This window comes from Bacillus sp. RC242, from assembly GCF_044908245.1.
Classification (GTDB): domain Bacteria; phylum Bacillota; class Bacilli; order Bacillales; family Bacillaceae_G; genus Bacillus_A; species Bacillus_A mycoides.
Genome location: NZ_JBIYCZ010000020.1, coordinates 59071 through 83248, shown reverse-complemented (window position 1 = coordinate 83248; position 24178 = coordinate 59071). Strand labels below are relative to the sequence as shown.

The window sequence follows — 24178 nt, the reverse complement described above, 5'->3', positions numbered from 1 at the left end:
TCTGGTTCATCTGCAAGTATACGTATTATTAGATTTTCAGATAGCTAAACGTTATAAGGTAACTTATAACGTTTATATAAATATAAATTACTTCTATAGATAAGTTTGTATTATATCCAATTGTGAATAGTTTAGGTAATCTATTGTATATCAAAAAACCGAAATCTGATTGTAGATTTCGGTTTCACTTTATGTGAGAGAATGATTGTGTTTCTTATTAGCTTATATTTAAAAGATGAACTGTTCTTATGCAGTCTTATTTAATTTATATGCTTCACGGTTATTTTTTTTGAAAAGTTTTGGGAAAACATAACCATCTAATCCAATACGTCCAGCATTATGTCCTGCAACTAAAATGAACATAGTTAAAATAAGCAGGTTTGGGTTTACACTAACAGTTCCGCTTAATAAAAATGAAAGGTTCATTATGATGCCGAAAAATGCAGCTGTTTTTGTTAATCCACCTAAAATCAAACCTAGCCCTATTAAAATTTCTCCCCATTGAACTAAAAAGCTAAATAGGTCTGCGTTTGGAAGAACAAAATGTTGAAGAAAATCTGCCCACCAACCTTGTACTGCAGGGTGGTCACCTGATGCTTGAGCGATAGCTCCTTTTAGAAAACCACTTGCGTCAAAAGATTGTCCAAAAACTTTTCCTATTCCAGCAGCAAGCCATGCATATCCTATGTAAAGTCGTAAAAATAATAATATGAAAGTAGCGCGTTTATCAGTTCTTAAAAAATTGATAACCATTGAAATCCCTCCAATGTATTGTATTTACATGTTTATTATATATCCATTGTGAATAGATTCACAATGGATATAATGTGAACAAAAATTATGATTTTTCATTTGTACATAAAGTATTTGGAAATTTATTTTTTGGAGGATGAACAATAAATGAGGGATGGGAGCTTTCCACTAAAATAGATAGCTCCCATAGTAAATAGATTAATGCACGTTCTTTTAACTAGTTACTATTAGTTTATCTTTTCTTTATTATTTCTCTGGTTTTATATAAGGAACTACTTGCGCAGTAGCTCCTACAGAGGCACCGCGAATAAAGCCTTGGTTTTCTAACGCCTTAAAATTCTCTGTTTTCCCGGTTAGCATGACACCTAAAATTTTCACTTGATCAAAGGGTTTGTTTTTGTTTGATTTTAAAAACTTCTGAATGCCTTCATCATGTCCATCGTCATCGTATTGTTTAAGTGAATCAACGAACTCTTTGTACGCTTCTTCAGGGGACTTATCTGGATTGAATCCGTAAACCGGCATACCAGCAGGCCCTTTACTTTCATCTCCAATTGGTGATGTCATATATAGCCATACAATGTTTAAGGTATCTGGAATTTTTTCTTTAATTTCTTGTAATGTATAGGGTTGATTGAATGAGAGAGCAACTTCTGCATCTTCTTTTATAGCCCCTTTCGCTAGTAATAGTTTGAACACTTCCTCTCCTAAACTGATAAGATAGGAGGTCAATATATTTTCTTTTCCCATCACTTTTCCTCCCTACACTTATACAACGGATAGGTAATGATAAATGTATACACTTTAAATTTAAATAAGTTATTAACTATGGTTTATAGTATAGGATACTTCATAAACAGGAATAGATATTTTATTTGTTGGAATATTAAATCCCTAATGTTAAAATGGAATGTGGAGATATATGGAAAGGAGACAAAGACTGGATATGTGTACGAACTTGTAATGATTAGAAACTAGATAGATAAATTTTTCTCTCGTAAGTGAGGGTTTATTTAACTGTCTGTAAATCATTCAAGGATTGCATATTTGGCTTGTACATCCCTTTTGTAAAGATAATGCGTAGGGAAATTTATATCTCTTATATAAAATATGCGTCCTTTAAACTTGGAGGAGTATAGTATGAATCAATTAAAAAATAAAGTAGCTGTGGTTACAGGTGTTAGTCATCTAGATGGTATTGGAGCAGCGATTTGTAAAGAATTAGCTGAAGCAGGATACGATGTCTTTTTTACGTACTGGACGAATTACGATAAAGAGATGCCTTGGGGCGTTGATCCAAAAGAACAAATACAATTAAAAGAAGAGCTGATAAAGAACGGTGTTGAAGTATCAAGTATGGAGTTAGATTTAACTCGGAATGATGCGCCGGAACAACTTATAAATAAAGTTACTGAACAAATGGGGTACCCTGATATATTAATTAATAACGCAGCATATTCTACGAATAATGATTTCTCTAATTTGACTGCTGAAGAGTTAGATAAACATTATATGGTAAATGTTCGCGGCACTACATTGTTAAGTAGTAAGTTTGCCCAAGGATTTGATAAAAAATCTGGTGGTAGAATTGTGAATATGACGTCGGGACAATTTAAAGGGCCTATGGCTGGAGAATTAGCGTATGCAACGACGAAGGGAGCTATTGACGCTCTCACTAGTACGTTAGCAGCAGAAGTGGCTCATTTAGGGATAACGGTTAATGCGATTAATCCAGGTCCAACTAATACGGGATGGATGACTGAAGAGATAAAGCGCGGGTTAACACCGATGTTTCCTTTTGGCAGAATTGGTGAACCAAAGGATGCAGCAAGGCTTATTAAGTTTTTAGTGAGTGAAGAAGCCGGGTGGATTACAGGACAAGTTATTCATTCAGAAGGTGGATTTAAGAGATAAATTTATAAATAAAAAGAAGGTATCTCATTTTAGTGAGATACCTTCTTTTTAATCTTTCTTTAATCTTCGTGCAACACCATTCCCTAAAGACTGTAATCCTTGAACGAGGATAATCAAAATAAAGACTGTTGCATACATTACTTCAGGTTCGTAGCGTAAATGCCCGAATCGATATGCTAAATCACCAAGGCCGCCAGCACCTACAAGTCCAGCCATTGCTGTTGCACCGATTAAGCCGATCGTTGCGATTGTTAATCCAAGTACGAGAGACGGGCGAGCTTCTTTAACCATAACGTGCCAAATGATTTTTAAAGTAGAGACTCCCATTGCTTGATATGCTTCAATGACACCACGGTCCACTTCTAATAAAGCAGTTTCCATTAAACGGGCAATGTAAGGGGCTGTGAAGACAACAAGTGGTACGATAACACCTTGCACGCCAATGGACGTTCCCATTAGAAACTTTGTAAAAGGTAAAATGAAGAATAATAGAATGATAAACGGAAGAGAACGAATGATATTAATAACTGTATTAAGAATAGGATAGATAATTTTATTTTCTCGCTGTCCACCAGGTCTCGTTAAAACAAGTGTGACACCGAGTGGTAATGCAATAAGAATAGAGATAAGTAGTGAAATAGATGTCATTTGAAATGTTTGAATTGTTGCTTCCCATATTACGTTACCCCACTCATCCAAAAAGGACTTGTTTCCCATAATCTGTTCTACCTCCTTCTACGATGATCCCTTGTTCTTGTAAAAATGATAAGGCACGGTGTACTTCACTTTTTTCACCTTGCATATGAACGATCAGTTTTCCATATGCCTCATGTTTTAACTGCGTAATATTGCCTGATAAAATATTAGGATATACGTGGAAACGTTTTGTAGCGACAGCTAACGCTGGTTCTCCTGAAGCGGTTCCTATAAATGAAAGTGTTACGATTTCCCCGGTGCTTTGTAGTTCTTTCTGTACCTCTTCTGGAATTTTAGCTGCAAACGCGCTATTTACAAATTTCTTCGTTGTTACATGTTGTGGATCTGTAAAAATGTCCTTCACTGTTCCACTTTCAACGACAGATCCATGTTCCATTACAGCAACTTGGTCACAAATACGCTGGATGACATTCATTTCGTGTGTAATTAGCAAAATCGTAATTCCGATTTCTTCGTTGATCTTTAATAATAAATCAAGAATAGAATCGGTCGTTTCCGGATCTAATGCGCTCGTTGCTTCATCACTTAATAAAACTTCAGGCTCATGAGATAGTGCGCGAGCGATTGCTACACGTTGTTTTTGACCACCAGATAATTCACTTGGATAGGCATCTTTTTTATTAAAGAGATCAACAATGCGTAAATACTTTTCTACCCTTTTTTCAATTTCATTTTTGGGAAGACCAGATAGACGTAAGGGTAGTGCGATGTTTTCATAAACGGTAACGGTTTTAAGTAAATTGAATCCTTGAAAAATCATGCCGATTTTTTGTCTCGCTTTTGCGAGTTCTTTCGTCGATAAGGTTGTTAAATCTTGTTCGTTTATAATGATATTTCCTGTCGTTGGTTTTTCTAATAAATTTACACAACGAATTAATGTACTTTTACCAGCGCCGCTATATCCGATGATTCCAAATACTTCACCCTTTTTTACTTTAAGGGAAGTTGGTTTAAGGGCCTCAACATTCCCTTTTTTTGTTGAAAATACTTTGGAGATGTTTTTTAATTCAATCATTATAGTCAGCTCCTACCAAGACGGTAAAACAGAACCATCGAATTTTTTCTCAATGAAATCTTTTACTTCTTTAGATTGATAAGCTTTCTTTAATTTATTTACAACAGCATCATCTTTATTTTCAGTACGCACAACGACCCAGTTCACATATGGTGAATCTTTTCCCTCGCGGAAAATAGAATCTTTTGCTGGACTTAATTTTGCACCTAATGCAAAGTTTGTATTAATCGCAGCTGCCTTCACTTCACTTAGCTGCGTTGGTAATTGAGATGCCTCTAATTCAACAATCTTTAAATTTTTCGGATTTTCAATTACATCTTTTGCAGTCGCTTTTTCTGTAGCTTTTGGATCAACTTTTAAAACACCTGCTTTTTCAAATAGCTTTAAAGCACGCAACTCATTTGTTGGGTCATTTGGGACAGCAATTGCGTCACCCTCTTTTAATTCTTTTACATCTTTTAAGTTTTTAGAGTATATACCCATAGGGAATGTTACTGTGGAAAATACTTCAGTTAATTTCATATTACGTTCAGCTTTAAATACGTCTAAATAAGATTTTGTTTGGTAGCTATTTACATCGAGGCTTTTTTCATCTAAAGATACGTTTGGTGCTACATAATCATTAAATACCTTTATATCGATTTGGAGGCCATCTTTTGCTGCAACTTCTTTCACCTTTTCAAAAATTTGTTCATGCGGTCCGCCTGTTACACCGACAGTAATCTTTTTCTCATCTAATGCTTTTACCTCTTTATCAGAATTAGCACCACATGCACCTAACAATAATACAGCTCCGCTTACAATACTTAATAATACCTTTTTCATATATAATTCCCCCTTAATATACGTTCCAAAATAAAAAGCACCTCTCAAAAATAAGAGAGGTGCCGAATAGACGAAATAGGTTCCTCTCTTATCTTCCAAAACGAAAATCGTTCTGCAGGAATTAGCACCTTAGCTTATATGTTCTAAGCTCGGTTGCCGGGCATCATCGGGCCAGTCCCTCCGCCACTCTTGATAAGAGTATGTGTATGTAGTTTTTAAATATGGTACTAATAGTAAATCTTACAAAAAGAATTGTCAATGTTATTTTCTGAATATATTTTATTTTAAGGTAATAGAAACATTCCCTTTTTTATGTCCCTTTTCCACATACATATGAGCTTCAGCAATTTCTTCTAATCGGTAAGTTCTATCAATAACAGGCTTTAGTTTTTCCGTTTCGACTAGTTTTTTTAATAGAATCATATCCTCTTTACTTACCTTAGCCATCATTCCATTAACAGATACATATTTTCCATTGGGTGTTAATGTATTTGTACAAAGGGATTTTTTATACTTCCCAACTGCATCAAATATAATATCGTAGCATTTGCCTTGCTTAGTAAAATCTTCTTTCGTATAATCAATTACTTTATCAGCTCCTAAAGATTGCACGAGTTCAAAATTTGAATTACTACAAACAGCCGTAACGGTCGCGCCGAAATATTTAGCAAGTTGTACGGCGGCTGTTCCTACTGAACCAGATGCGCCATATATAAGTACTTGTTGCCCTTTTCTTATACGTCCTTTTCTCAGGAAGTGTAATGCTGAAGTTCCACCAAAAGGAATAACGGCAGCTTCTTCATACGTCACATTGGTAGGTTTTAATGATATCAATCCACTTTCATGTACACATGTATATTCTGCATAACCACCGACATTAAGCTCTGTTAATGCGAAAACTTGGTCTCCTTTTTTAAATTGAGTTACATCTGTTCCTATTTCTTCGATTTCACCAGATAGCTCCACGCCGAGTATAGGTTTTCTTGGTTTTTTTAAACCTAATATAATCCGCATAGGAATCCAAAATAAAAGGGGGCTATTAAAGCCGCGCATTCTACAATCTCCAGTCGTTACACTTGCTGCGTGAATTTTAACTAATACTTCATTCTTTTTTGGAGTAGGTTTCTCTATATCTTGAAGTTTGAGAACATTAGGCGGCCCATACTTTGTGCAAATAATTGCTTTCATAATGACCTCCTGAATTTAGTTGTTTTTATTTACATCATATTTAAGTATTTCTTTAAACATGTTGTTATTCGAGAAATAAAGTTAAATAGAAATATTAAAAAGTATATAGATTTCAAAGGAAAATAGATGATATCCTTTTGGAAAGGAGGAGAAATTATGAAAAAACTTATTTTAACTTCTAGTATGATCCTTGCAGTTATTTTAGGTGCAGGGTGTAGTAATGAGAAAACAACAAAGACTGATGAACCGAAAAAAGAAGCCATGCAGAAAGAAAAGGAATTAGCAGCGAAGGATGTTTTCAAGAAAACGAACGAAGCTTTTAAAAACGAAGAAAATGTAACGATGACATATGATGTAGGGATAAAAGCTGAGGGAACAGAGATGGATATATTAAAGGCTAAAATGCAATTAGAGCCAAAGACAAAGAATTCTCGTTCTGAAATGAATATTTCTGGTACAGATGTTGTAGTGTATACTGTGGATGGTAAAGTTGCTGGTGAGGTGAAAAACCCTAATACAGGAGAAGTTATATCTGTACCGGAGGAGCAATTAAATGCTGGCGGAATGAAAGCCACTCAAGATATTATAGATAATTTAGAAGTGCCAGCAGTAGTTTTAGATAAAATGAAGATGGAGAAAAGCGGAGATAAATATAAGCTGACGTTTATATTAAAAGGGCAAGAAACAGAGAGTATGTTAACTAGCATGGATGAAACGCAGAAGAAAATGCTACAAGCACAAAACGCAAAGATAGAAGAAGTGGATGCAGAATATATCATTACAAAAGATTTTAAATATGAATCAGCGAAGATAGATATGATTATGAGTAGTAATGGTAAGGATAAGGCACACATTATTACGAATGCAAAATATACATCGTACGAAAAGTTTGAGCCAATACAGCTGCCAGCAGCAAAGTAACAGTCTTGATGAGGGAGGGACCTAAAATAAAGGGTCTCTCTCTTTTTTGTTAATACCTTCTTCGTAGGAAAGTAGGTACAATATGAAGAGGAAGAACGTTAGAAGAGGAGAGTGCCATTTGAAAAAAAGAAAGATAGCAGTTGTTATTGTAGCGTATACAGTGTTGCTCGCGACATCTGTATATACATACAAAGGGCAACTGGATCATCCTATTATGAGTGATGTAGGGAAGTTGCTTCCAACGAAAATTAAACGGGTTGAAAATGCTGAGGATGAAAGTTCATTAAAAAAGTTAGTGCAAGATGCAAAAGTATCTGGAGAGAAGATTTCTATTGCAGGTATGCAACATAGCCAAGGCGGGCAGACATATTATCCGAACGGTACGATGCTTGATATGAAAGGATATAATGAAATATTAGAATTCGATCCGGAGAAGAAGAGGATTAGGGTGCAAAGTGGTGTCACATGGAATGACATTCAAAAGAAAATCAATCCATATGGTCTTGCAGTTCAAGTGATGCAATCTCAAAATATTTTTACTGTTGGTGGTTCATTAAGTGTAAATGTACATGGGCGTGATATTCGTCATGAAGCATTGATTGATACAGTAGAGTCGTTCAGATTGTTAATGGCAGATGGTACGGTGCGTAATGTAAATAGAGAAGAAAATGCTGACTTGTTTCCGTATGTAATTGGAGGATATGGATTATTTGGTGTGATTTTAGATGTGACGCTACAGTTAACAAACGATGAATTGTATGAAACGGACACGAAGGTACTAGATTATAAAGAATACTCTTCATACTTTAAGAATAAAGTGCGAAGGGACGAGAATATACGTATGCATTTAGCACGTATTTCTGTTGCCCCAAATTCATTTTTAAAAGAAATGTATGTGACAGATTATGTACTGGCAGAAGATCAACAGAAGCTGGGAGAGTACAGCAAATTAAAAGAAGAAAATATTATAGCTGCGCCGAAATTCTTACTTGGGTTATCACGTTATAGTGACTGGGGAAAGGGCGCATTTTGGGATATACAAAGAAGTTATTTTGAACGTACAGATGGTAAGTACGAAACTCGAAATAACGTAATGAGATCTGATAGTGCTTTTATGGAATACGATAATCCAAACTTGACCGAAGTTTTACAAGAGTACTTTGTACCGATAGATGGTTTTGCAGAGTATATAGATGATTTGCGAAGTGTTTTAAATGAAGAGGAATTAAACCTTCTTAACATCACAATCCGCTATGTAGAAAAGAATGAGAATGCGGTGCTATCTTATGCGAAAGATGATATGTTTGCGCTTGTGCTTCTAATTAATCAAGGGCGTTCTGAAGATGAAATAAAGAAAACAAAAGTGGTCATTCAAAAGATGATTGATGTTACGTTAAAGCATAATGGAAGTTATTATTTACCGTATTATTCTTATCCGGAAAAGGAGCAACTAAAGAAAGCGTATCCTCGCATAGAAGAATTCCTTCAGAAGAAGAAGGAAGTAGACCCAGAGGAAAGGTTTGTGAATTTATTTTATAAGGAGTATAGCAAATGACATATAGAAGATTTGTAGCCTCACAAAGCATTATTATGATGGCGGGTAGTATGGTATTTCCTTTTTATATACTATTGCTTCGAAATGTAGGAAATAGTTTCTCGCAATTTGGCTGGGCGTACGGCTTATTTGCCTTAACTTCAGCTCTAGTATATCCGTTAGTTGGAAGAATCTCTGATGGGGTAGGTGATAGAAAGTTATTAATTATATACGCATGGTCCATGGCTATATTAATGCTTTTTTTCCCTATTGCAACAGAAGTTTGGCATGTATACATTCTCCAAATTTTAATGGGTATTTTAGGTGCTGTGCAGCGTAATACGGAGAAGACGTCGTTAGCACGAAAGGTAGAACAGAAAAAAGCTGGTTATGAAATTGGAAAATATCATGTGTGGACATCGGTTGGAGGAGCAGTAGCTATAATTGCAACTGGTTACCTAGTGGATTTCTTTACGATAGGGACTATTTTTTACATTGCTTCAGTTTTATATGTAGTTAGTGGATTTGTATTAAGCCGCGGTGATAAGTAATTAAAAGTATTTCTATTCCCATTTTTACCTGATTACCCTTTATTTGTTATACTTATGGAGAAGACAAAAGAAAAGGGGACATTGCCTTTGATGAAATTTATAGTTTTAGCTATTCTCACTTTGTTTTTGATTCCATGGACTAGAAGCGGTAATAAAATTCGCGCGGTGGATAAAGGAGGAAATGAGAAAGTTGTAAAGGGTAAGAAATCATCTATTTTAGTTATTCCTGTTTTATTTTGGATAGGTATTGCAATCTATGAATATTTCTGGCTAATTGATGATCGAGCAGATTCTATTCTTACTCATTATTCTGTTGCAGTAGCGATTTTAATTGGGCTTGTTTTATTCTCACAAGAGCAGGTAGGGAAATTAGAAGGTACGTTAAAGGGACTTCTAATGTTTGTTTTACTCGCAAGTTACGGCTATTTTGGTTATTTGCACGATATAGTAATCACGCAAAAAAAATATGATTCTGTTGTGAAGATCGAGAAAGATATTTCAGAGCCATTTACTGAAAATGATCAGCCGTTTACAGTGCCGCCAAAGACAGCGGAGAATAAGATGAAAAAAGTATTTGGGGATATTCCGAAAGTAGCTTATTTTGAGCTAGGAGAATTAACGCCACAAATGGTAAATGGCGAGGCCTTATATGTAGCACCGATTGAAGTTTCAGGCTTTTTTAAAGCACGTAAAGCTGAGACAATTCCAGGGTACGTAACGATGTCAGGTACGAATCCTGATGCGGAAGCGAAACTGCATCTTGGTTATAAAATGAAATATGTGCCGAGCATGTTTTTCGGTAATAAATTAGAACGTGTCGTTCGAAAAGCAGAGCCAGATTTAGTTTTTAAAGGGAAACCAAAATTTGAAGTTGATGATAAAGGGAAACCGTATTATACAATGACGTATGGTGAATTTATTTCAGGAAGATCTGGATTTGAAGTAGAAGGTGTTGTAGTAGTAGACGCACAAACAGGTGAAGTGAAAAGATACGACAAAGGAAGGGCACCTAAATTCGTTGATGGCGTATTAAATCACGAGACTGCATCTACATTAAATACGTATTTCGGTAAATATATTCACGGATTTTGGAATACAAAATTCTCACAAACGGATATGAAGATTCCGACTGAGTGGGGAACGAAAGAAGGAGTTACACCAATCTTCGGTAAGGATGGAACGTTATATTATTTTACTGATTTCACCTCTCCGAAAGAAGGAGTAGATTCTGCACTAGGCTATTCGCTTATTGATGCGCGTACAGGTAAGTTGTATTACTATAACGGAAAAGAAGTAAAGGGAATTATGGACGGTTCGGCTGCTACAGAAGTAGTGGATAATTCCTTTAAGAGAGAGAAATGGCATGGAACAATGCCGGTTATTTATAACGTATATGGTAAACCTTCTTGGATTGTACCGGTTATTGATGACGGCGGATTAGTACGTGCTCATACTGTCATATATGCTTCTAATGCAAAAGTGTTTGCAACAGGTTCAACGCAAAAAGAAGCACTTGAGAATTATAAAAATGCGCTGAGCGGAAGTGGTGATTCATTTAGACCGACTTCAAATGGGAAAGAAGCGCAAAAAGAAGGTACTGTACAACGTGTGTATAAAGAAAAATCAGGTGAAAATACGATTGTGTACGTACTATTAGAAAACGAGCAAAAAGTATTCATGGTACCGGCGAAGAAATTCCCATATGCAATGTTTACAGAAGTAGGAGATCCAATTCAAATCACATATTTAGACACAGGAGAAATGATGGCATCTGTATCTAAATTTACAAATAGTAATTTGAAAAAGTAAAGCGATAGAGATTCTATCGCTTTTTTTACATTATTAAACAGGAAAATACGGTATACTTGACGTATATTTATGTTGTAACTATAATTGTTACGATTGAGTATTTATATGAAAGGGTGAATGGAAAAAGTGAATGGAGTTAATCACGAAGTATATAAACCTGTAAAGACAAACAGGTTATGGATGATTCTTGTATTAGGGACACTTACGGCAATTGGGCCATTATCTATTGATATGTATTTGCCTTCTTTACCAAAGTTAACGGATGATTTACAAACGGGTGCATCCCTCGCGCAGCTTACATTAACTGCTTGTCTGCTTGGGCTTTCAGTAGGACAGTTATTTATTGGTTCAATCAGTGACATTTACGGAAGGCGCAAACCTCTTATTATCGCTCTTATTATTTATGTTGCTTCTTCGTTACTTTGTGCTGTTGCACCATCTATTTGGAGTTTAGTGCTTTTACGTTTCTTACAAGGTGCTTCAGGATCTGCTGGTATTGTTATATCACGTGCAATGGTACGCGATATGTATTCAGGTTCTGAAATGACGAAGTTTTTCTCATTACTTATGTTAGTAAACGGGGCAGCACCTATTTTGGCACCGATTATTGGAGGACAATTATTACAGTTCACATCATGGCGCGGCGTCTTTATCGTGCTTGGAGCAATTAGTGTATTCATGCTAATATCAGCTACTTTCGTATTACGTGAAACATTACCTCCTGAAGAAAGAGAGACAGGTGGATTATCAGGAACGCTGGCAACATACGGAAAGCTTTTGAAAGATCGTTTATTTATGGGATATGCATTATCGCAAGGGTTAGTAACAGCTGCAATGTTTGCTTATATTTCTGGTTCACCGTTCGTGTTGCAAAATATATACGGGGCATCACCACAACAGTTTAGTTTGTTCTTTGCAATTAACGGTATTGGTATTATTATTGCTAGCCAAGTTACTGGCCGCTTAGCGGGGAAAGTTAATGAGAAAACTTTATTTGTTGCTGGTATTATTATTGCGGCTGTTGGAGGTCTATCATTACTACTTACAATCGCACTTGGAATAGGGCTAATCGGTGTTTTATGCTCGCTATTTCTTGTTGTATCAAGTGTTGGGGTTGTATCAACAACCGGCTTCTCGTTAGCGATGAGAAATCAAAAACAAGCAGCAGGAACAGCATCAGCTTTACTAGGTTTATTACAGTTCATTTCAGGAGCACTTGTTGCACCGCTAGTAGGTATTGGTGGAAGTAATACAGCATTACCGATGGGGGTTGTTATAGCTCTTTGTGAAATTGGTGCTGTATTATGTTATCTATTTATGGCTAGAAGAAGTGAGAAGCAGTTTGAACTGCAACAAAATAAAAAGTTAGAAGCTTAATACAAAAGAGCTGATTCAAACATTTCTTTGAATCAGCTCTTTTTTTCATTTCTTTGAAATAACTCATACATATTATTCATGATCGCATCATATAAGAAAGCAAGTTTATCCCATACCCAGCGGTTACTGTCGACCTCTTTCTCCCCGCAATCAATAATATCAGTATGATCTGTAATTCTATATGCCCTCTCAACGATAATAGGAGCAATCTTCGGTATGCGTGGAATTTCTTTTAAGACATCTGCAAAATTTCCAATGTAGACATGACCGATAATCTCGATTGTTAAAGATTTATCGGATATATTTAGCACAGTATGAAATTGATTTATATGTTGTTTCTTTAAATATTGGGCCAGCTTAAATGGAGCATGCTTCTTCTTTAATACGCGGCGAAGGCTCTCTGTATTTTCAATATGAAGTGACTTTTCGCGAATAAGGACGCGAATATCTTCGCCCATAAAGGGTATTGTATTGTACATTGATGATTCTCCTTACAAACTGAACTACGCTTACTTTATGCATATGTAAGTCTAGCATGGTTTGTTCTCTATGTGTGCTTACAGTTTTGTAAGGTGATGTAGTAAAGTGATGCAAAAGTTATTTGCATAAAGTGACGATACTGTGACAAAAATGTTGGTATGTATATTAAGATATCGTCTTAAGTGTAAAAAGTGGGGCGTTCTCGGTATAATAACAAGTGGAGATAAAAGAAACTATAATTAGTAGTAGCTGTAGATAAAAGGAGAATTCGAGATGAAGAAGGTTTTGGGTATTGCTGTAATGGGAAGTATGATCCTTCTAGCAGGATGTAATGGAAATAAAGATACGAAAGAACCGAAAGAAAAGGTAGAGCAATCCACTGAGCAAACAGAAGAAATGAAAGAATACAGCGCAGTACATGAAAAATATGATGCGAAAATAAATAAAGAAATTAATAAGGCGTTACAGTTATTTGAAGTGGCAAAAGAAAAGGGCGGTAAGGAAATAACGAATGCTACATATAAAGAAGATGTGCAAAAGGTAACAACGAGCATGTTAGAAGATATTGATAATATACGTAAAGAAATTCGTGTTCCAAAGTCGAAAGAGCAAGAACATGAGGTATATGTTGGTTTCTTGAATGAATCGGAACAAGCAATGAAAAAATTGCAGAAGTTAGCAGCAGAAGAAGACTCATCGTTGATTCGTGATATAGAAATTCATTTTTCAACAGCATCAACATATTATAAACGCTTTCAAACAGAGGCGAAAAAATAACCTTGCGCATGCGCAAGGTTATTTTTTCTTCTTACCATCTCCGTCTTCATCCTCGGATACTAATATCTTCTGTTCTTCGTGAAATTCTGAAATTGTTTGTCCAGTAATATTATCGAATGGAGTGTAAAAAGAAGTGATGCTTTTCTTTTTAATGAAGAGTTTATAGAAGCCGATGATGACGAGTATGACGATTGTTAATGGCAATCCTATAGTAGCCAGAAGTAGTGGATCCATCTTATAACTCCTTTAATACAATTTCTTTTTATTATAAGCGAAAGATTGTAATTTCAATAACTAATATAATAGAAAACTGATTTTTCTAAATATATCCAATTTGATTGACTTTTCATTTTTTCAGAATTATAATTCAAAATATACAATTTGAACCAAATAATAATATAGCAATTTACTTATCCAGAGAGGTAGAGGGACTGGCCCTATGACACCTCAGCAGCGGGTTCTGTAACAGGAACACCGTGCTAATTCCAGCAAGCAAGTCTTGAAAGATAAGTGATGGGCCTTCGTTTATTAAGCCTTGATCTTATTTTTTAAGATCAAGGCTTTTTGTGTTTTAAGAAGTAGAGAAGGAGTAATGGCAACAAATATGTCAATAAAACAAAGTAAATTCATTTGTTTAGGGGGTTATTGAAGTGTATGTGATTAAAAAACTATCAGTTATGGTGTTTACACTATGGATTATTACAACAGTAACATTTTTGATTATGCACATTATTCCAGGTGATCCGTTTTCATCAGATGCGAAAATCTTTCCTGAAGAAGTAATACAAAACATGAGAGCGAAGTATCACCTTGATGAACCGTTATGGAATCAATATGTTGCTTATTTGGATGGGGTAGTTCATTTTGATTTTGGTGAATCTGTTCAATCGACAGGTCAAGGTGTATCGGAAATTATAACAACTGGTTTTGGACCGTCGGCAATTATTGGTTTACAAGCACTTGTTATTTCATTGTTAGTCGGAATTGCCGCAGGTACATTTGCCGCACTATATCATGGGAAAATGATTGATTATAGTGTGAGCTTGCTTGCGATTCTCGGTATTTCTATTCCTAGTTTTATTTTAGCACCATTATTTATACAAGTATTCGCCATCCAATTTGAACTCTTGCCAGTGGCGTCTTGGGGAACATTTGAGCATACTGTATTACCCTCCTTCGCATTAGCGTTAGGACCAATCGCAGTTATTACAAGATTTGTTCGCTCTAATATGATTGAAGTGTTGCAGAGTGATTATATTAAGCTAGCGAGAGCGAAAGGTATGCCAATTAAGAAAATCATTATAAGACATGCTCTTCGAAATGCGATTGTTCCAGTACTTACATTTGTTGGCCCATTAATGGCTGGACTTTTAACAGGGACTTTCGTTATTGAAAAAATCTTTTCAATTCCTGGTTTAGGAAAATATTTTGTAGACAGTATTTTCAACCGAGATTATCCGGTGATTATGGGAACAACCATTTTCTATAGTGCGCTATTAATTGTATGTATTTTTATTACAGATATCATTCATCGTATTGTTGATCCGCGCATTCGTTCTATTACGTAAGGAGGGTGATGTTTAAATGGGGGCTTATGACATTAATGACCAGTTATTAACGAATGAAGAGAAAAAAGAATTAACGATAAATAAAGATCAGCAAACGATTAGCCGGAAAAAGGAAGTGTTTCGCAAGTTTATATCAAACCCTATAGCAGTTTTAGGGGCAGTGACGTTATTACTAATTATTGTTTTCTCGCTTATTGGCGAAAGTTTAACGCCATTTACTGCGAGTGAACAAGTAAAAGAAGCAACTAATTTACCGCCTAGTAGTGAGCATTGGTTCGGAACAGACGATTTAGGGAGAGATATTTGGGCGCGTACTTGGGCTGGTGGGAAAATTTCATTAACAGTTGGATTGGTAGCAGCAGCTCTTGATATAGGGCTTGGTGTACTTATCGGTGGCTTTAGTGGATATGTGAGAGGACGTAATCGTCTTGGAACGTTAATTGATGAGTGGATTATAAGAGGGATTGAAGTGTTATACGGTATCCCATATTTACTGATTGTTATTTTACTACTAATCATTATGAAACCAGGACTTTTTACAATTATTATAGCTCTTGCGTTAACGGGATGGATTGGCATGGCACGTCTCATTCGAGCGCAAGTACTTTCATTGAAACAAAGAGAATTTGTTATTGCAGCAGAGCGATTAGGTACACCTCATATGAAAATTATATACGGACATTTAATTCCAAACTTAACAGGGATTATTATCGTAAATTTATCATTTACAATTCCAGCAGCTATTTTCTCAGAATCATTTTTAAGTTTTATCGGACTTGGAGTACAATCACCAGCAGCGAGCTGGGGCACGATGACAAACGATGCACTCGGGACATTACTAAGCGGAGAGTGGTGGCAACTTTTCTTCCCGGCAATCATGATTGCACTCATCATGTTCGCATTTAATGCGATTGGTGATGGTTTGCAAGATGCGATTGATCCGAAAATCGTAAAACGTAATCGAAAGGAGAAAAAACATGGCACAAATCTTATCTTTAGAAAACGTAACGTTGGCCGTTGAAAAAGAGAATAGTAAGCAAGCAATTGTGAAGCATGTTTCCTTTTCTATTAACGAAGGTGAAATAGTTGCACTTGTCGGAGAAAGTGGTTCAGGGAAAAGTGTTACAGCACAATCAATTATTGGCTTAAATCAAGAATCGATTCATATTGATGATGGAAATATATCTTTCCAATCAAAGGAATTAACGGATTTACAAGAATCAGAATGGAATCAAATTCGCGGGAAAGATATTTCCTTTATCTTTCAAGACCCGCTTTCATCTTTAAATCCGACGATGAGGGTGGGAAGACAAATTACAGAAGTAATTGTGCAGCATGAAAAGAAATCGAAAAAAGAGGCAAAAGAAATTGCAATTAACTTACTAAATGATTTAGGGATACATGAAGCAGAGAAACGCTTTGAACAATACCCGTATCAGTTGAGTGGGGGTATGAGGCAGCGTATTTGTTTAGCAATTGCATTTGCTTGTCACCCGAAGCTCGTTATTGCAGATGAACCTACAACAGCATTAGATGTAACGATTCAAAAGCAAATTATGGAGTTGTTAAAAGAAAGAAAGGAAAAACAAAATACGAGTATTTTATTAATTACACATGATTTGGCACTTGTACGTGAAGTAGCTGACCGAGTAGTAGTTATGTACGGGGGACGTGTTGTTGAAAAAGGAACGATTCAAGAAGTAATTGGCTCACCTAAGCACCCTTACACAAAAAGTTTATTGCAAGCAATTCCCAATATGGATGATTCAGAAAAGGTACTTAGAGCAATTGAGGGAACAACGCCTTCAATTGAAACGTTAAATAGTTTTGGATGCCCGTTTGTGAATCGTTGTCCTGTAGCGATAAAAGAATGTATTCATCGCTTCCCAAAGAGAACAACATATTCTGAGGAGCATAGTTCACATTGCTGGCAGCATATTCTGGAGCATAATAAAGCGAAACCAAAAGAGAGGGTGAATGCCTCATGACGACAGATTTAATTACTGTAAAGCAAGTAACGAAAACGTATGGAAGTAAAAATAAAGAAATCGTAGCGTTAAAAGGTATATCACTTTCTATCCCAAAAGGAACAACGCTTGGCATTATTGGAGAAAGTGGTTCTGGAAAGACAACACTTGGTAAGCTCATAGCTGGGATCGAGCGTCCAACGTCTGGTGAAATTGATTATAACGGTCAAGTTGTTCACAAGCTGAAGTCAGCTCATAAGCGGGATTTCTTGCAGAAAGTACAGTTCATTTTTCAAGATTCCACAGCTGCATTAAATCCGCGCTGGAAAGTACGCGATATTGTAACAGAAGGCTATATTTCATTCGGTTTAGGCGATAAAGGATTGAAAGATAAAGTCGCAGGTGATGCACTAGAGCGTGTTGGATTAGATAGACGATATATTGATCGTTATCCCCACGAATTTAGCGGTGGACAACGTCAACGTATTGCCATTGCAAGAGCGCTATTATGTGAGCCAGAAGTATTAATCCTTGATGAACCAATTTCAGCATTAGATGTTTCGCTGCAAATCCAAATTATACATTTGCTGCAAAAGATTCAAAAGGAACAAGGCTATACATATTTATTTATCGCACATGATTTACCGATGGTTCACTATTTATGTGAAAAAGTGGCTGTCTTATACAAAGGAGAACTTGTTGAATTTGGATATACGGACGAAGTATTCCGTAATCCACAACATTCTTATACAAAAACATTATTAGCATCAACACCAAAAATTTCAGGTTAAAGGAGAATGTAGGATGAAGAAGTTTTTATTATTTGTCATTATGACTGTTTTAGCGATCACTTCTGTTGCTTGCGGTAAGAAAGAGACGCAAAAGGCGAGTGCTGGTAAGGGAGACGGGGATCGATTAGTAACGAATATTAGCAGTGATCCGTATACGCTTGATTCTGCCATTGCGACAGATACTACTTCGAGATATGTAATTGGGAACTTATTTTCAAGTTTATATACTGAGGATAACAATGGGAAAATCCATAATGAGTTAGCGGATAAAGAAGAAGTAAATGCTGATGGGACTGAATATACAATTCATCTAAAGAAAGATATTAAATGGTCAGATGGTTCTCCTATTACAGCAAATGATTTTGAGTTTGCATGGAAGCGATTATTAAATCCGAAAACGGGTTCTATGAATGCGACAGAAATGTATTTTATTAAAGGTGCAGAGGCATATAATACTGGAAAAGGTGAAGAGGGACAAGTTGGGATTCAAGTGGTTAATCCTCAAACGTTAAAAGTAACACTTGAATATCCAGTTGCTTCTTTCAAACAAAAGCTAGCAAGTTCATTATTTATTCCATTATCTAAAAAATCAATTGATGATAATAATAAATTAAAAACAGACCCAAAAGAGTTAATTACGAACGGACCATTCACGTTAAAAGAATGGAAGCATAACCAAGCAATTACAGTACAAAAAAATAAAGAATACTATAATAAAAAGGTAACATTAAAAGAAATTGAGTTTCGTATTATTCCAGACTCTAAAACAGCGTATCAATTATTTAAATCAAAAGAATTAGATTTACTAAGTGGTTTACCACAAGAGATGATTGAGAAAGAAAAAGGAAATAAAGAATATAAGCGTGTTGCAGGATTCTCATCTTATATTTATTCGTTTAACGTAGAAAAAGAGCCGTTTACAAATGCAAAAGTACGTAAAGCATTTTCATTAGCGGTTGATCGTAAGTTTATCGTTGAAAAACTGTATAAAAATAATGCACAAGAAGCATATGCTTTTGTTCCAGAAGGGGCAAAAACACAAGGCGGCCGTGATTTCCGTAAAGAAAAAGGCGATTACGTAAAATTTGATCCAGCGGAAGCGAAAAAATTATTAGAAGAAGGCATGAAAGAGCAAGGATGGTCTACATTACCTGAAGTAACATTAAAATTCACTACAGATACACAACATAAAAAAGTAGCAGAAGCAATGCAAGAAATGTTTAAGAAAAACCTTGGTGTAGATATTAAATTAGAAAATAAAGAGTGGAAGAGTTACATCGACACATACAAGCAAAGTGATTTCCAATTAGCTTATATGGGGTGGGGAGGTTCTAACTTAGACCCTAGTGCCCGTTTAGAATTATATGCAGGTGATGGTCCGAGCAACTATGCGAAGTGGTACAATAAAGAATTTGATAATTTAATTAATCAAGCAAAAACAGAACAAGATGAAAATAAACGTTTTGATATATTGCATAAAGCAGAAGACATTATGTTTGATGAAACACCATTGATCCCAATTATTTTCCCAAGTGCTTCGTATTTGCAAAAATCATCAGTATCTGGCGTCCAATTCATTATTGGTTCTAGTCCAGAACTAAGATACGTAAAAATTAAAAAATAAAGAAGTAGGCAATTGCCTACTTCTTTATTTTATTTCTTTCTTATATTCTTTTTTCGTTCCATCAGAGAAGATAACTTCTAAAGCGAATTTTTGATAGTCTTTATCAAGTTTGAATACATTTACTACTTGATCAATTACTTCTTGGTCAGGAGTATCTTTATCAAATTTCAACTCTTGTAGAAGTGGGCTTAATTTTGTAATAGCCTCGTCGCCTGTTAATTTTACATCTGCTTTATGGTCTTCAACTTTTGCTTCCATTTTTTTATCGGCTGCTACATTTTTATAATCAGCTTCGTAGTCTTTCTTTGTATCTTGATAGTCTGCCTTTAAATCAAATTCATTAAAGTTTAGTTTTAAATCTGCAGGAGCCTCATTTTTTGCTTCTTCAGTCGTTTTCTTATTAGAAGTTGTATCTTCTTTTGCAGGAGCTTTACATCCTGTTAATGCAGGTACTAGCATAAGAGCTAATAAAATTGATAGTAAAATTCTCATTATAAATTCCTCCTTATGTAAATTTGTTCTATACAAGTTTTTCCTAATTTCATGTAATTATGTATGTGATGAAAATAAATTATTTTCTTATAGCTTCAAGGATTAGTCCACAATTTAAATCAAAAAGAATTTGTATGTATATGGTAAATTGAAGTTGTGAGGAGGTACTGAAATACAAAAAGAAGCGAAAGAGAATTATTGACAATTATTAGAAAAGTAATATAATCAAAATGTAAGTGATCACTTGCATGAGGAAGAGAGGACTTTATGGCGCGCTCAAAGACAGCAGAAAAAATCATTCAAGCAGCAGTTGAATTAGTGAAAGAAAAAGGATATAAAGCGGCGACAACGAAGGAAATTGCAATGCGTGCGGGTGTCAATGAAGTAACGATATTTCGCAATTTCAAAAGTAAGAAGGGTGTTATTGAAGCCGCAGTTGCTGAATTTTCATATGTACCACATTTAAAACAGTTTTTGCAAACAGAGATTGTATGGGAATTAGAAACGGATTTGAAAAACTTAGCAAGGCATTATCATAAATTTTTGAATGAAGCAAAAGATATTATCTCTATTGGTATACGTGAGGCTGGGGAATTCCCTGAATTAGACGAGGAAATTGCAAAAATACCACAAGGATTAAAAACGGAATTAATGATTTATTTTGCAAAGATGCAGGAACAGGGCAAGATTATTGATACGAATATTGAAGCACAAGTAATGAATTTTATATGGATCAATTTTGGTTATTTCTTATCTAAATTACGATTTGCAAATCGACTGACAGAAATTGATAATGAGAATTTTATTGAGAATAATATCATCTTATATGCTAGGGCATTGAGACCCTAGTATTTATTTGAAATGAAATGCAAGTGTGTACTTGCTTGCCGATTAGGAGATTGAGAAGATGGATACATTAAAACAGTTTTTAAAACGACCGGGTACGTATGTAGGAATGGTAGTTGCATTATCGTTCCAACTTATTTTCTTTTGTGTGTGGTTAACAGCATACGATGGAGTGGATGAACGGGCCGATCAAATGCGTATTGCGATTGTAAATGGGGATGCAAATATAGGTAGTAAAATGGCGGAAGGTTTACGGAAAAATTTACCGTTTCAAGCAGAAAAAGAAACGTCTATGGAAAAAGCCAAAGAGAAAATGAACAATCATGCATACGATATGATTATTGAAATTCCCGCTTCTTTCTCAAAAGATATAAATGAAGCGGGAAAAACAAATTTAAACTTCCACATTAATCAAGCGAATGCCATGATGGCGAAACAAATGATGGAAGGAGCAGCAAAACAAATTCGAGACAACGTAAATAAAGAGATAGCAAGTTATAAAAAACAAGAGATTGTTGGAAAATTACAAGCTGTAGGATATGAAAATGTAGAAGTGATGAAAGGCTTAACAGAAGATTCAATTGGCTTTACAGTTCATAAAGTAAATGATGCAAAAGGATTTTCCGTTAATATGGTACCACTTATGATTGTATTAGCTTCATTTGTAGGAGCAATGATTATGAGTATGGAATTATCGAAAGTGGCAAAGGAAGTAAAGAACGGTTGGAGTAATTTCGTATCAAGACAAATCATTAACGGTACAGTATCAATTTTACTTGCATGTATTACAATTGGCTTGATGGAAGGATTTCAAATTGAAATGCATGAAACAGTATGGAGTATATTGATGTTTCAAGCAATAGTCTTCTTCGCATTTCTTTCATTAACACAAATGTTCATAACTGTTTTCGGAAATGCAGGTATGATTTTTAATATTATCTCGCTATCGTTACAACTTGTAAGTTCAGGTGTAATCGTACCACATGCAATGCTTTCTAAAACATATCAAACGATCGGTGAATTATTTCCCGCAACATACGCAGCAAATGGTTATTATACAATAATATTCGGTGGAATTAGTTTAGAGGAAAATATTATTTCATTATTACTTATTATACTAGTTACACAATTGGTAGCGGGAATCACTATAGGTATAAAAGGGATAGTAAAGAGGAGAAGTTCTGTAGTTAAAGAAGCATAAAGTAAAAAAGGTATCCTTCGTGGGATACCTTTTTTACTAGCGTTTATTATTTTGCAACTTCTGTCCACTTGTAGTTAAATTCACCGCCGAAGTCAGTTGTTACAAGTCCTTTAATAAATCCGCGTTGTAGGTAAGAACGACCTTGTTGGTATAAAGGAGCAACAGCACCATCTTGTAATAAGATTTTTTCAGCTTGCTTCATTGCTTCCCAGCGACCTTTTTCATCACCAGCTAAATCAGTTTTTACTTTACGAATAAGCTCGTCGTACTCTTTGTTAGAGTATTTATCGAAGTTATAAGCACTATCTGTTGTGAATAGATCTAAGAATGTAATAGGATCCGCGAAGTCAGGACCCCAGCCATCGATTCCGATTTCGTAATCACCACTTAATAGTAGCTTTAACTGTTGTTTACGTGGTTGAGGTTTTAAATTCACTGTTAATCCATCTAGATTCTTTTCTAATTCACCTTTTAAATATTCACCAGTTTTCTTAGCTAAAGCATTATCACTTGTTAATAGTTCAATTGTTACTTTGTCAGTACCAAGTTCTTGCTTCGCTTTTTTCCAGTTTTCTTTTGCAGATTTCACATCATCTTTGACTAGATTTCCATTCTCTTTACGGAAGTCATTACCGTCTGGACTTTTTGCGAATTTCGCAGGAACCATTCCTTCTGCTGGGATTGCACCGTTATTTAAAATTGTTTCTACGTACGCTTTTTTATTCATTGCTTCGTTAATAGCGAGGCGTGCATGTTGATTTTTTAATACTGCATTTTTCTGATTTAGTCGTAAGAATTGGATACCGACTTCAGCACGTTCCTTGAAGTTGGTATCGTTCTTATACTTATCAACAAACTCCGCAGTTAAAGCAACGCGATCAATTTGTCCTGAATCATATAAGTTAACTTCTGTAGATTTATCTTTAACGACATTGAAGTTGATTTCTTCTAGTTTTACAGTTTTAGCATCCCAATAGTTAGGGTTCTTCTTCAATTGGAAGCTTTGTTCATGTTTCCAGTTATCTAATGTGAAAGCACCATTGTAAATTAAATGATTTGTTTCTAAACCGTATTTATCGCCTTGAGATTTTAAATAGTCTTCATTAATTGGTAAGAATGTTGAGAATGTCGTTAAGCTTAAGAAGTAGGGAACAGGGCGGTCCAGTTGTACTTCTAAAGTTTTATCGTCAAGAGCTTTAACGCCTAATTGATCGATCGCTGCTTCTTTTTGATTTATTTGTTTCGCATTTTTTATATCAAAGAATAAGAATGCATATTCAGCTGCTGTTTCAGGGTTTACGGCACGTTGCCAAGCGAATACAAAGTCTTTTGCTGTTACAGGAGTACCGTTTGACCATTTTGAATCACGAAGATGGAAAGTATACTTTGTTTTGTCTGAACTAATGTCAACCGACTCAGCGACACCAGGGATCGGTTTATTATCTTCTCCTATTGCATATAAACCTTCAAAAACATTTCGCATTACGTTCATGGATTCCCCATCCGTTGCTCTTGCAACATCCATTGTTGGAATTTCTGAAGCAAATGATAAGTTAATCGCTTGTTTATCAGGTGCTTTATCATTCGCTTTTGCTCCGCCTGCATTATCTTTATTTCCCCCGCAAGCAGTTAGTAGTAGACTTGCCCCTAAAACAGATGCAACAACAGGTACAACTTTTTTCTTCATTGTTCTTTCCTCCCTAAATGTGTTGTTCGTAACGCCATAATGTCCATGTCTTGAAGTGTAGCTACAGAAGAGAAAACCTATTATAAATATGTGTATATAGGTAATCAGGTGTTCTATATGTATATACATGTTGAACTATAA

The 24178-nt window shown here is 35.4% G+C and carries 23 protein-coding genes, 2 pseudogenes and 2 riboswitches; of the genes and pseudogenes, 14 read left to right on the top strand and 11 right to left on the bottom strand.

Going from position 1 to position 24178, the window contains the following annotated elements:
- Positions 1-246: 246 nt before the first annotated feature.
- The 3 genes and pseudogenes from ABH957_RS26805 to ABH957_RS29500 form a co-directional block, all read right to left on the bottom strand.
- The gene (locus ABH957_RS26805; protein WP_404512589.1) at positions 247-753 is read right to left on the bottom strand and encodes a DoxX family membrane protein; all 507 of its coding nucleotides are present in this window, start codon (positions 751-753) and stop codon (positions 247-249) included.
- 246 nt (positions 754-999) lie between these two features.
- Positions 1000-1398 (bottom strand): annotated as a pseudogene (locus ABH957_RS26800) (anti sigma factor C-terminal domain-containing protein); the annotation flags it as partial.
- Positions 1372-1503: pseudogene (locus ABH957_RS29500) on the bottom strand (RNA polymerase sigma factor); the annotation flags it as partial. The pseudogenes ABH957_RS29500 and ABH957_RS26800, both read right to left, overlap by 27 nt.
- A gap of 360 nt (positions 1504-1863) precedes the next feature.
- Here ABH957_RS29500 and ABH957_RS26795 point away from each other — a divergent pair.
- Complete coding sequence (locus tag ABH957_RS26795; protein WP_404512585.1) at positions 1864-2667, top strand: SDR family oxidoreductase; 804 nt, start codon at positions 1864-1866, stop codon at positions 2665-2667.
- A 48-nt stretch (positions 2668-2715) separates the two neighbouring features.
- Here ABH957_RS26795 and ABH957_RS26790 read toward each other — a convergent pair whose 3' ends face one another.
- From ABH957_RS26790 to ABH957_RS26775, 4 genes are all read right to left on the bottom strand, one after another.
- Positions 2716-3384, bottom strand: coding sequence for a methionine ABC transporter permease (locus ABH957_RS26790; protein ID WP_002124718.1), 669 nt, complete (start codon positions 3382-3384; stop codon positions 2716-2718).
- Positions 3359-4399, bottom strand: coding sequence for a methionine ABC transporter ATP-binding protein (locus tag ABH957_RS26785; RefSeq protein ID WP_404457908.1), 1041 nt, complete (start codon positions 4397-4399; stop codon positions 3359-3361). The genes ABH957_RS26790 and ABH957_RS26785 overlap by 26 nt, the downstream gene beginning before the upstream one ends.
- Positions 4400-4411: 12 nt before the next feature.
- The gene (locus ABH957_RS26780) at positions 4412-5224 is read right to left on the bottom strand and encodes a MetQ/NlpA family ABC transporter substrate-binding protein (protein ID WP_404512583.1); all 813 of its coding nucleotides are present in this window, start codon (positions 5222-5224) and stop codon (positions 4412-4414) included.
- 85 nt (positions 5225-5309) lie between these two features.
- Positions 5310-5423: riboswitch (SAM riboswitch) on the bottom strand.
- An 80-nt stretch (positions 5424-5503) separates the two neighbouring features.
- Positions 5504-6412, bottom strand: coding sequence for an NAD(P)-dependent alcohol dehydrogenase (locus ABH957_RS26775; RefSeq protein ID WP_404512581.1), 909 nt, complete (start codon positions 6410-6412; stop codon positions 5504-5506).
- A 156-nt stretch (positions 6413-6568) separates the two neighbouring features.
- Here ABH957_RS26775 and ABH957_RS26770 point away from each other — a divergent pair, with 156 nt between their 5' ends.
- The 5 genes from ABH957_RS26770 to ABH957_RS26750 all read left to right on the top strand — a co-directional run bounded on the left by ABH957_RS26770 (position 6569) and on the right by ABH957_RS26750 (position 12604).
- Positions 6569-7333, top strand: coding sequence for a hypothetical protein (locus tag ABH957_RS26770; protein ID WP_404512579.1), 765 nt, complete (start codon positions 6569-6571; stop codon positions 7331-7333).
- 118 nt (positions 7334-7451) lie between these two features.
- Positions 7452-8888: an FAD-binding protein gene (locus ABH957_RS26765; protein WP_404512577.1), complete on the top strand. Its 1437-nt coding sequence runs from the start codon at positions 7452-7454 to the stop codon at positions 8886-8888.
- Positions 8885-9418 (top strand): MFS transporter, encoded by a 534-nt coding sequence (locus ABH957_RS26760; protein WP_404512575.1) that lies wholly within the window; start codon positions 8885-8887, stop codon positions 9416-9418. Before ABH957_RS26765 ends, ABH957_RS26760 begins: the two co-directional genes overlap by 4 nt.
- 90 nt (positions 9419-9508) lie before the next feature.
- Entirely contained in the window at positions 9509-11227 is a 1719-nt protein-coding gene (locus tag ABH957_RS26755) for a DUF3981 domain-containing protein (protein WP_404512573.1), read from the top strand.
- Positions 11228-11344: 117 nt separating this feature from the next.
- Positions 11345-12604 (top strand): multidrug effflux MFS transporter, encoded by a 1260-nt coding sequence (locus ABH957_RS26750; RefSeq protein ID WP_113938318.1) that lies wholly within the window; start codon positions 11345-11347, stop codon positions 12602-12604.
- Positions 12605-12636: 32 nt separating this feature from the next.
- Here ABH957_RS26750 and ABH957_RS26745 read toward each other — a convergent pair whose 3' ends face one another.
- Positions 12637-13083 (bottom strand): hypothetical protein, encoded by a 447-nt coding sequence (locus ABH957_RS26745; protein ID WP_002167144.1) that lies wholly within the window; start codon positions 13081-13083, stop codon positions 12637-12639.
- A gap of 274 nt (positions 13084-13357) precedes the next feature.
- Between ABH957_RS26745 and ABH957_RS26740 the strand changes: the two genes are divergently transcribed.
- The gene (locus ABH957_RS26740) at positions 13358-13861 is read left to right on the top strand and encodes a hypothetical protein (RefSeq protein ID WP_404457903.1); all 504 of its coding nucleotides are present in this window, start codon (positions 13358-13360) and stop codon (positions 13859-13861) included.
- 18 nt (positions 13862-13879) lie between these two features.
- Here the strand turns inward: ABH957_RS26740 and ABH957_RS26735 are convergent, their stop codons facing one another.
- Complete coding sequence (locus tag ABH957_RS26735; RefSeq protein WP_000371388.1) at positions 13880-14095, bottom strand: DUF3951 domain-containing protein; 216 nt, start codon at positions 14093-14095, stop codon at positions 13880-13882.
- A 173-nt stretch (positions 14096-14268) separates the two neighbouring features.
- Positions 14269-14374, top strand: a riboswitch (SAM riboswitch).
- Between the two features lie 137 nt (positions 14375-14511).
- On the opposite strand from ABH957_RS26735, the gene ABH957_RS26730 reads away from it, so the two are divergent.
- From ABH957_RS26730 to ABH957_RS26710, 5 genes are read left to right on the top strand one after another with little or no spacing between them, the layout of a single operon-like run.
- Positions 14512-15429: an ABC transporter permease gene (locus tag ABH957_RS26730; protein WP_012260189.1), complete on the top strand. Its 918-nt coding sequence runs from the start codon at positions 14512-14514 to the stop codon at positions 15427-15429.
- Between the two features lie 16 nt (positions 15430-15445).
- On the top strand, positions 15446-16450 hold the full coding sequence (locus ABH957_RS26725) for an ABC transporter permease (protein ID WP_404457900.1): 1005 nt from the start codon (positions 15446-15448) through the stop codon (positions 16448-16450).
- Complete coding sequence (locus tag ABH957_RS26720; protein ID WP_404512571.1) at positions 16407-17417, top strand: ABC transporter ATP-binding protein; 1011 nt, start codon at positions 16407-16409, stop codon at positions 17415-17417. Before ABH957_RS26725 ends, ABH957_RS26720 begins: the two co-directional genes overlap by 44 nt.
- The gene (locus ABH957_RS26715) at positions 17414-18187 is read left to right on the top strand and encodes an ABC transporter ATP-binding protein (RefSeq protein ID WP_012260192.1); all 774 of its coding nucleotides are present in this window, start codon (positions 17414-17416) and stop codon (positions 18185-18187) included. Before ABH957_RS26720 ends, ABH957_RS26715 begins: the two co-directional genes overlap by 4 nt.
- A 13-nt stretch (positions 18188-18200) precedes the next feature.
- Positions 18201-19811, top strand: coding sequence for a peptide ABC transporter substrate-binding protein (locus tag ABH957_RS26710; RefSeq protein WP_404491860.1), 1611 nt, complete (start codon positions 18201-18203; stop codon positions 19809-19811).
- A gap of 24 nt (positions 19812-19835) precedes the next feature.
- Here ABH957_RS26710 and ABH957_RS26705 read toward each other — a convergent pair whose 3' ends face one another.
- Positions 19836-20303 (bottom strand): YusW family protein, encoded by a 468-nt coding sequence (locus ABH957_RS26705; protein WP_012260194.1) that lies wholly within the window; start codon positions 20301-20303, stop codon positions 19836-19838.
- Positions 20304-20570: 267 nt separating this feature from the next.
- Between ABH957_RS26705 and ABH957_RS26700 the strand changes: the two genes are divergently transcribed.
- Both ABH957_RS26700 and ABH957_RS26695 read left to right on the top strand, forming a co-directional pair.
- Positions 20571-21152: a TetR/AcrR family transcriptional regulator gene (locus ABH957_RS26700; protein ID WP_404457893.1), complete on the top strand. Its 582-nt coding sequence runs from the start codon at positions 20571-20573 to the stop codon at positions 21150-21152.
- A gap of 58 nt (positions 21153-21210) precedes the next feature.
- Positions 21211-22350 (top strand): YhgE/Pip domain-containing protein, encoded by a 1140-nt coding sequence (locus ABH957_RS26695; RefSeq protein WP_404512569.1) that lies wholly within the window; start codon positions 21211-21213, stop codon positions 22348-22350.
- A 46-nt stretch (positions 22351-22396) separates the two neighbouring features.
- Here ABH957_RS26695 and ABH957_RS26690 read toward each other — a convergent pair whose 3' ends face one another.
- On the bottom strand, positions 22397-24037 hold the full coding sequence (locus ABH957_RS26690; protein ID WP_404457888.1) for a peptide ABC transporter substrate-binding protein: 1641 nt from the start codon (positions 24035-24037) through the stop codon (positions 22397-22399).
- Between the last annotated feature and the right edge of the window lie 141 nt (positions 24038-24178).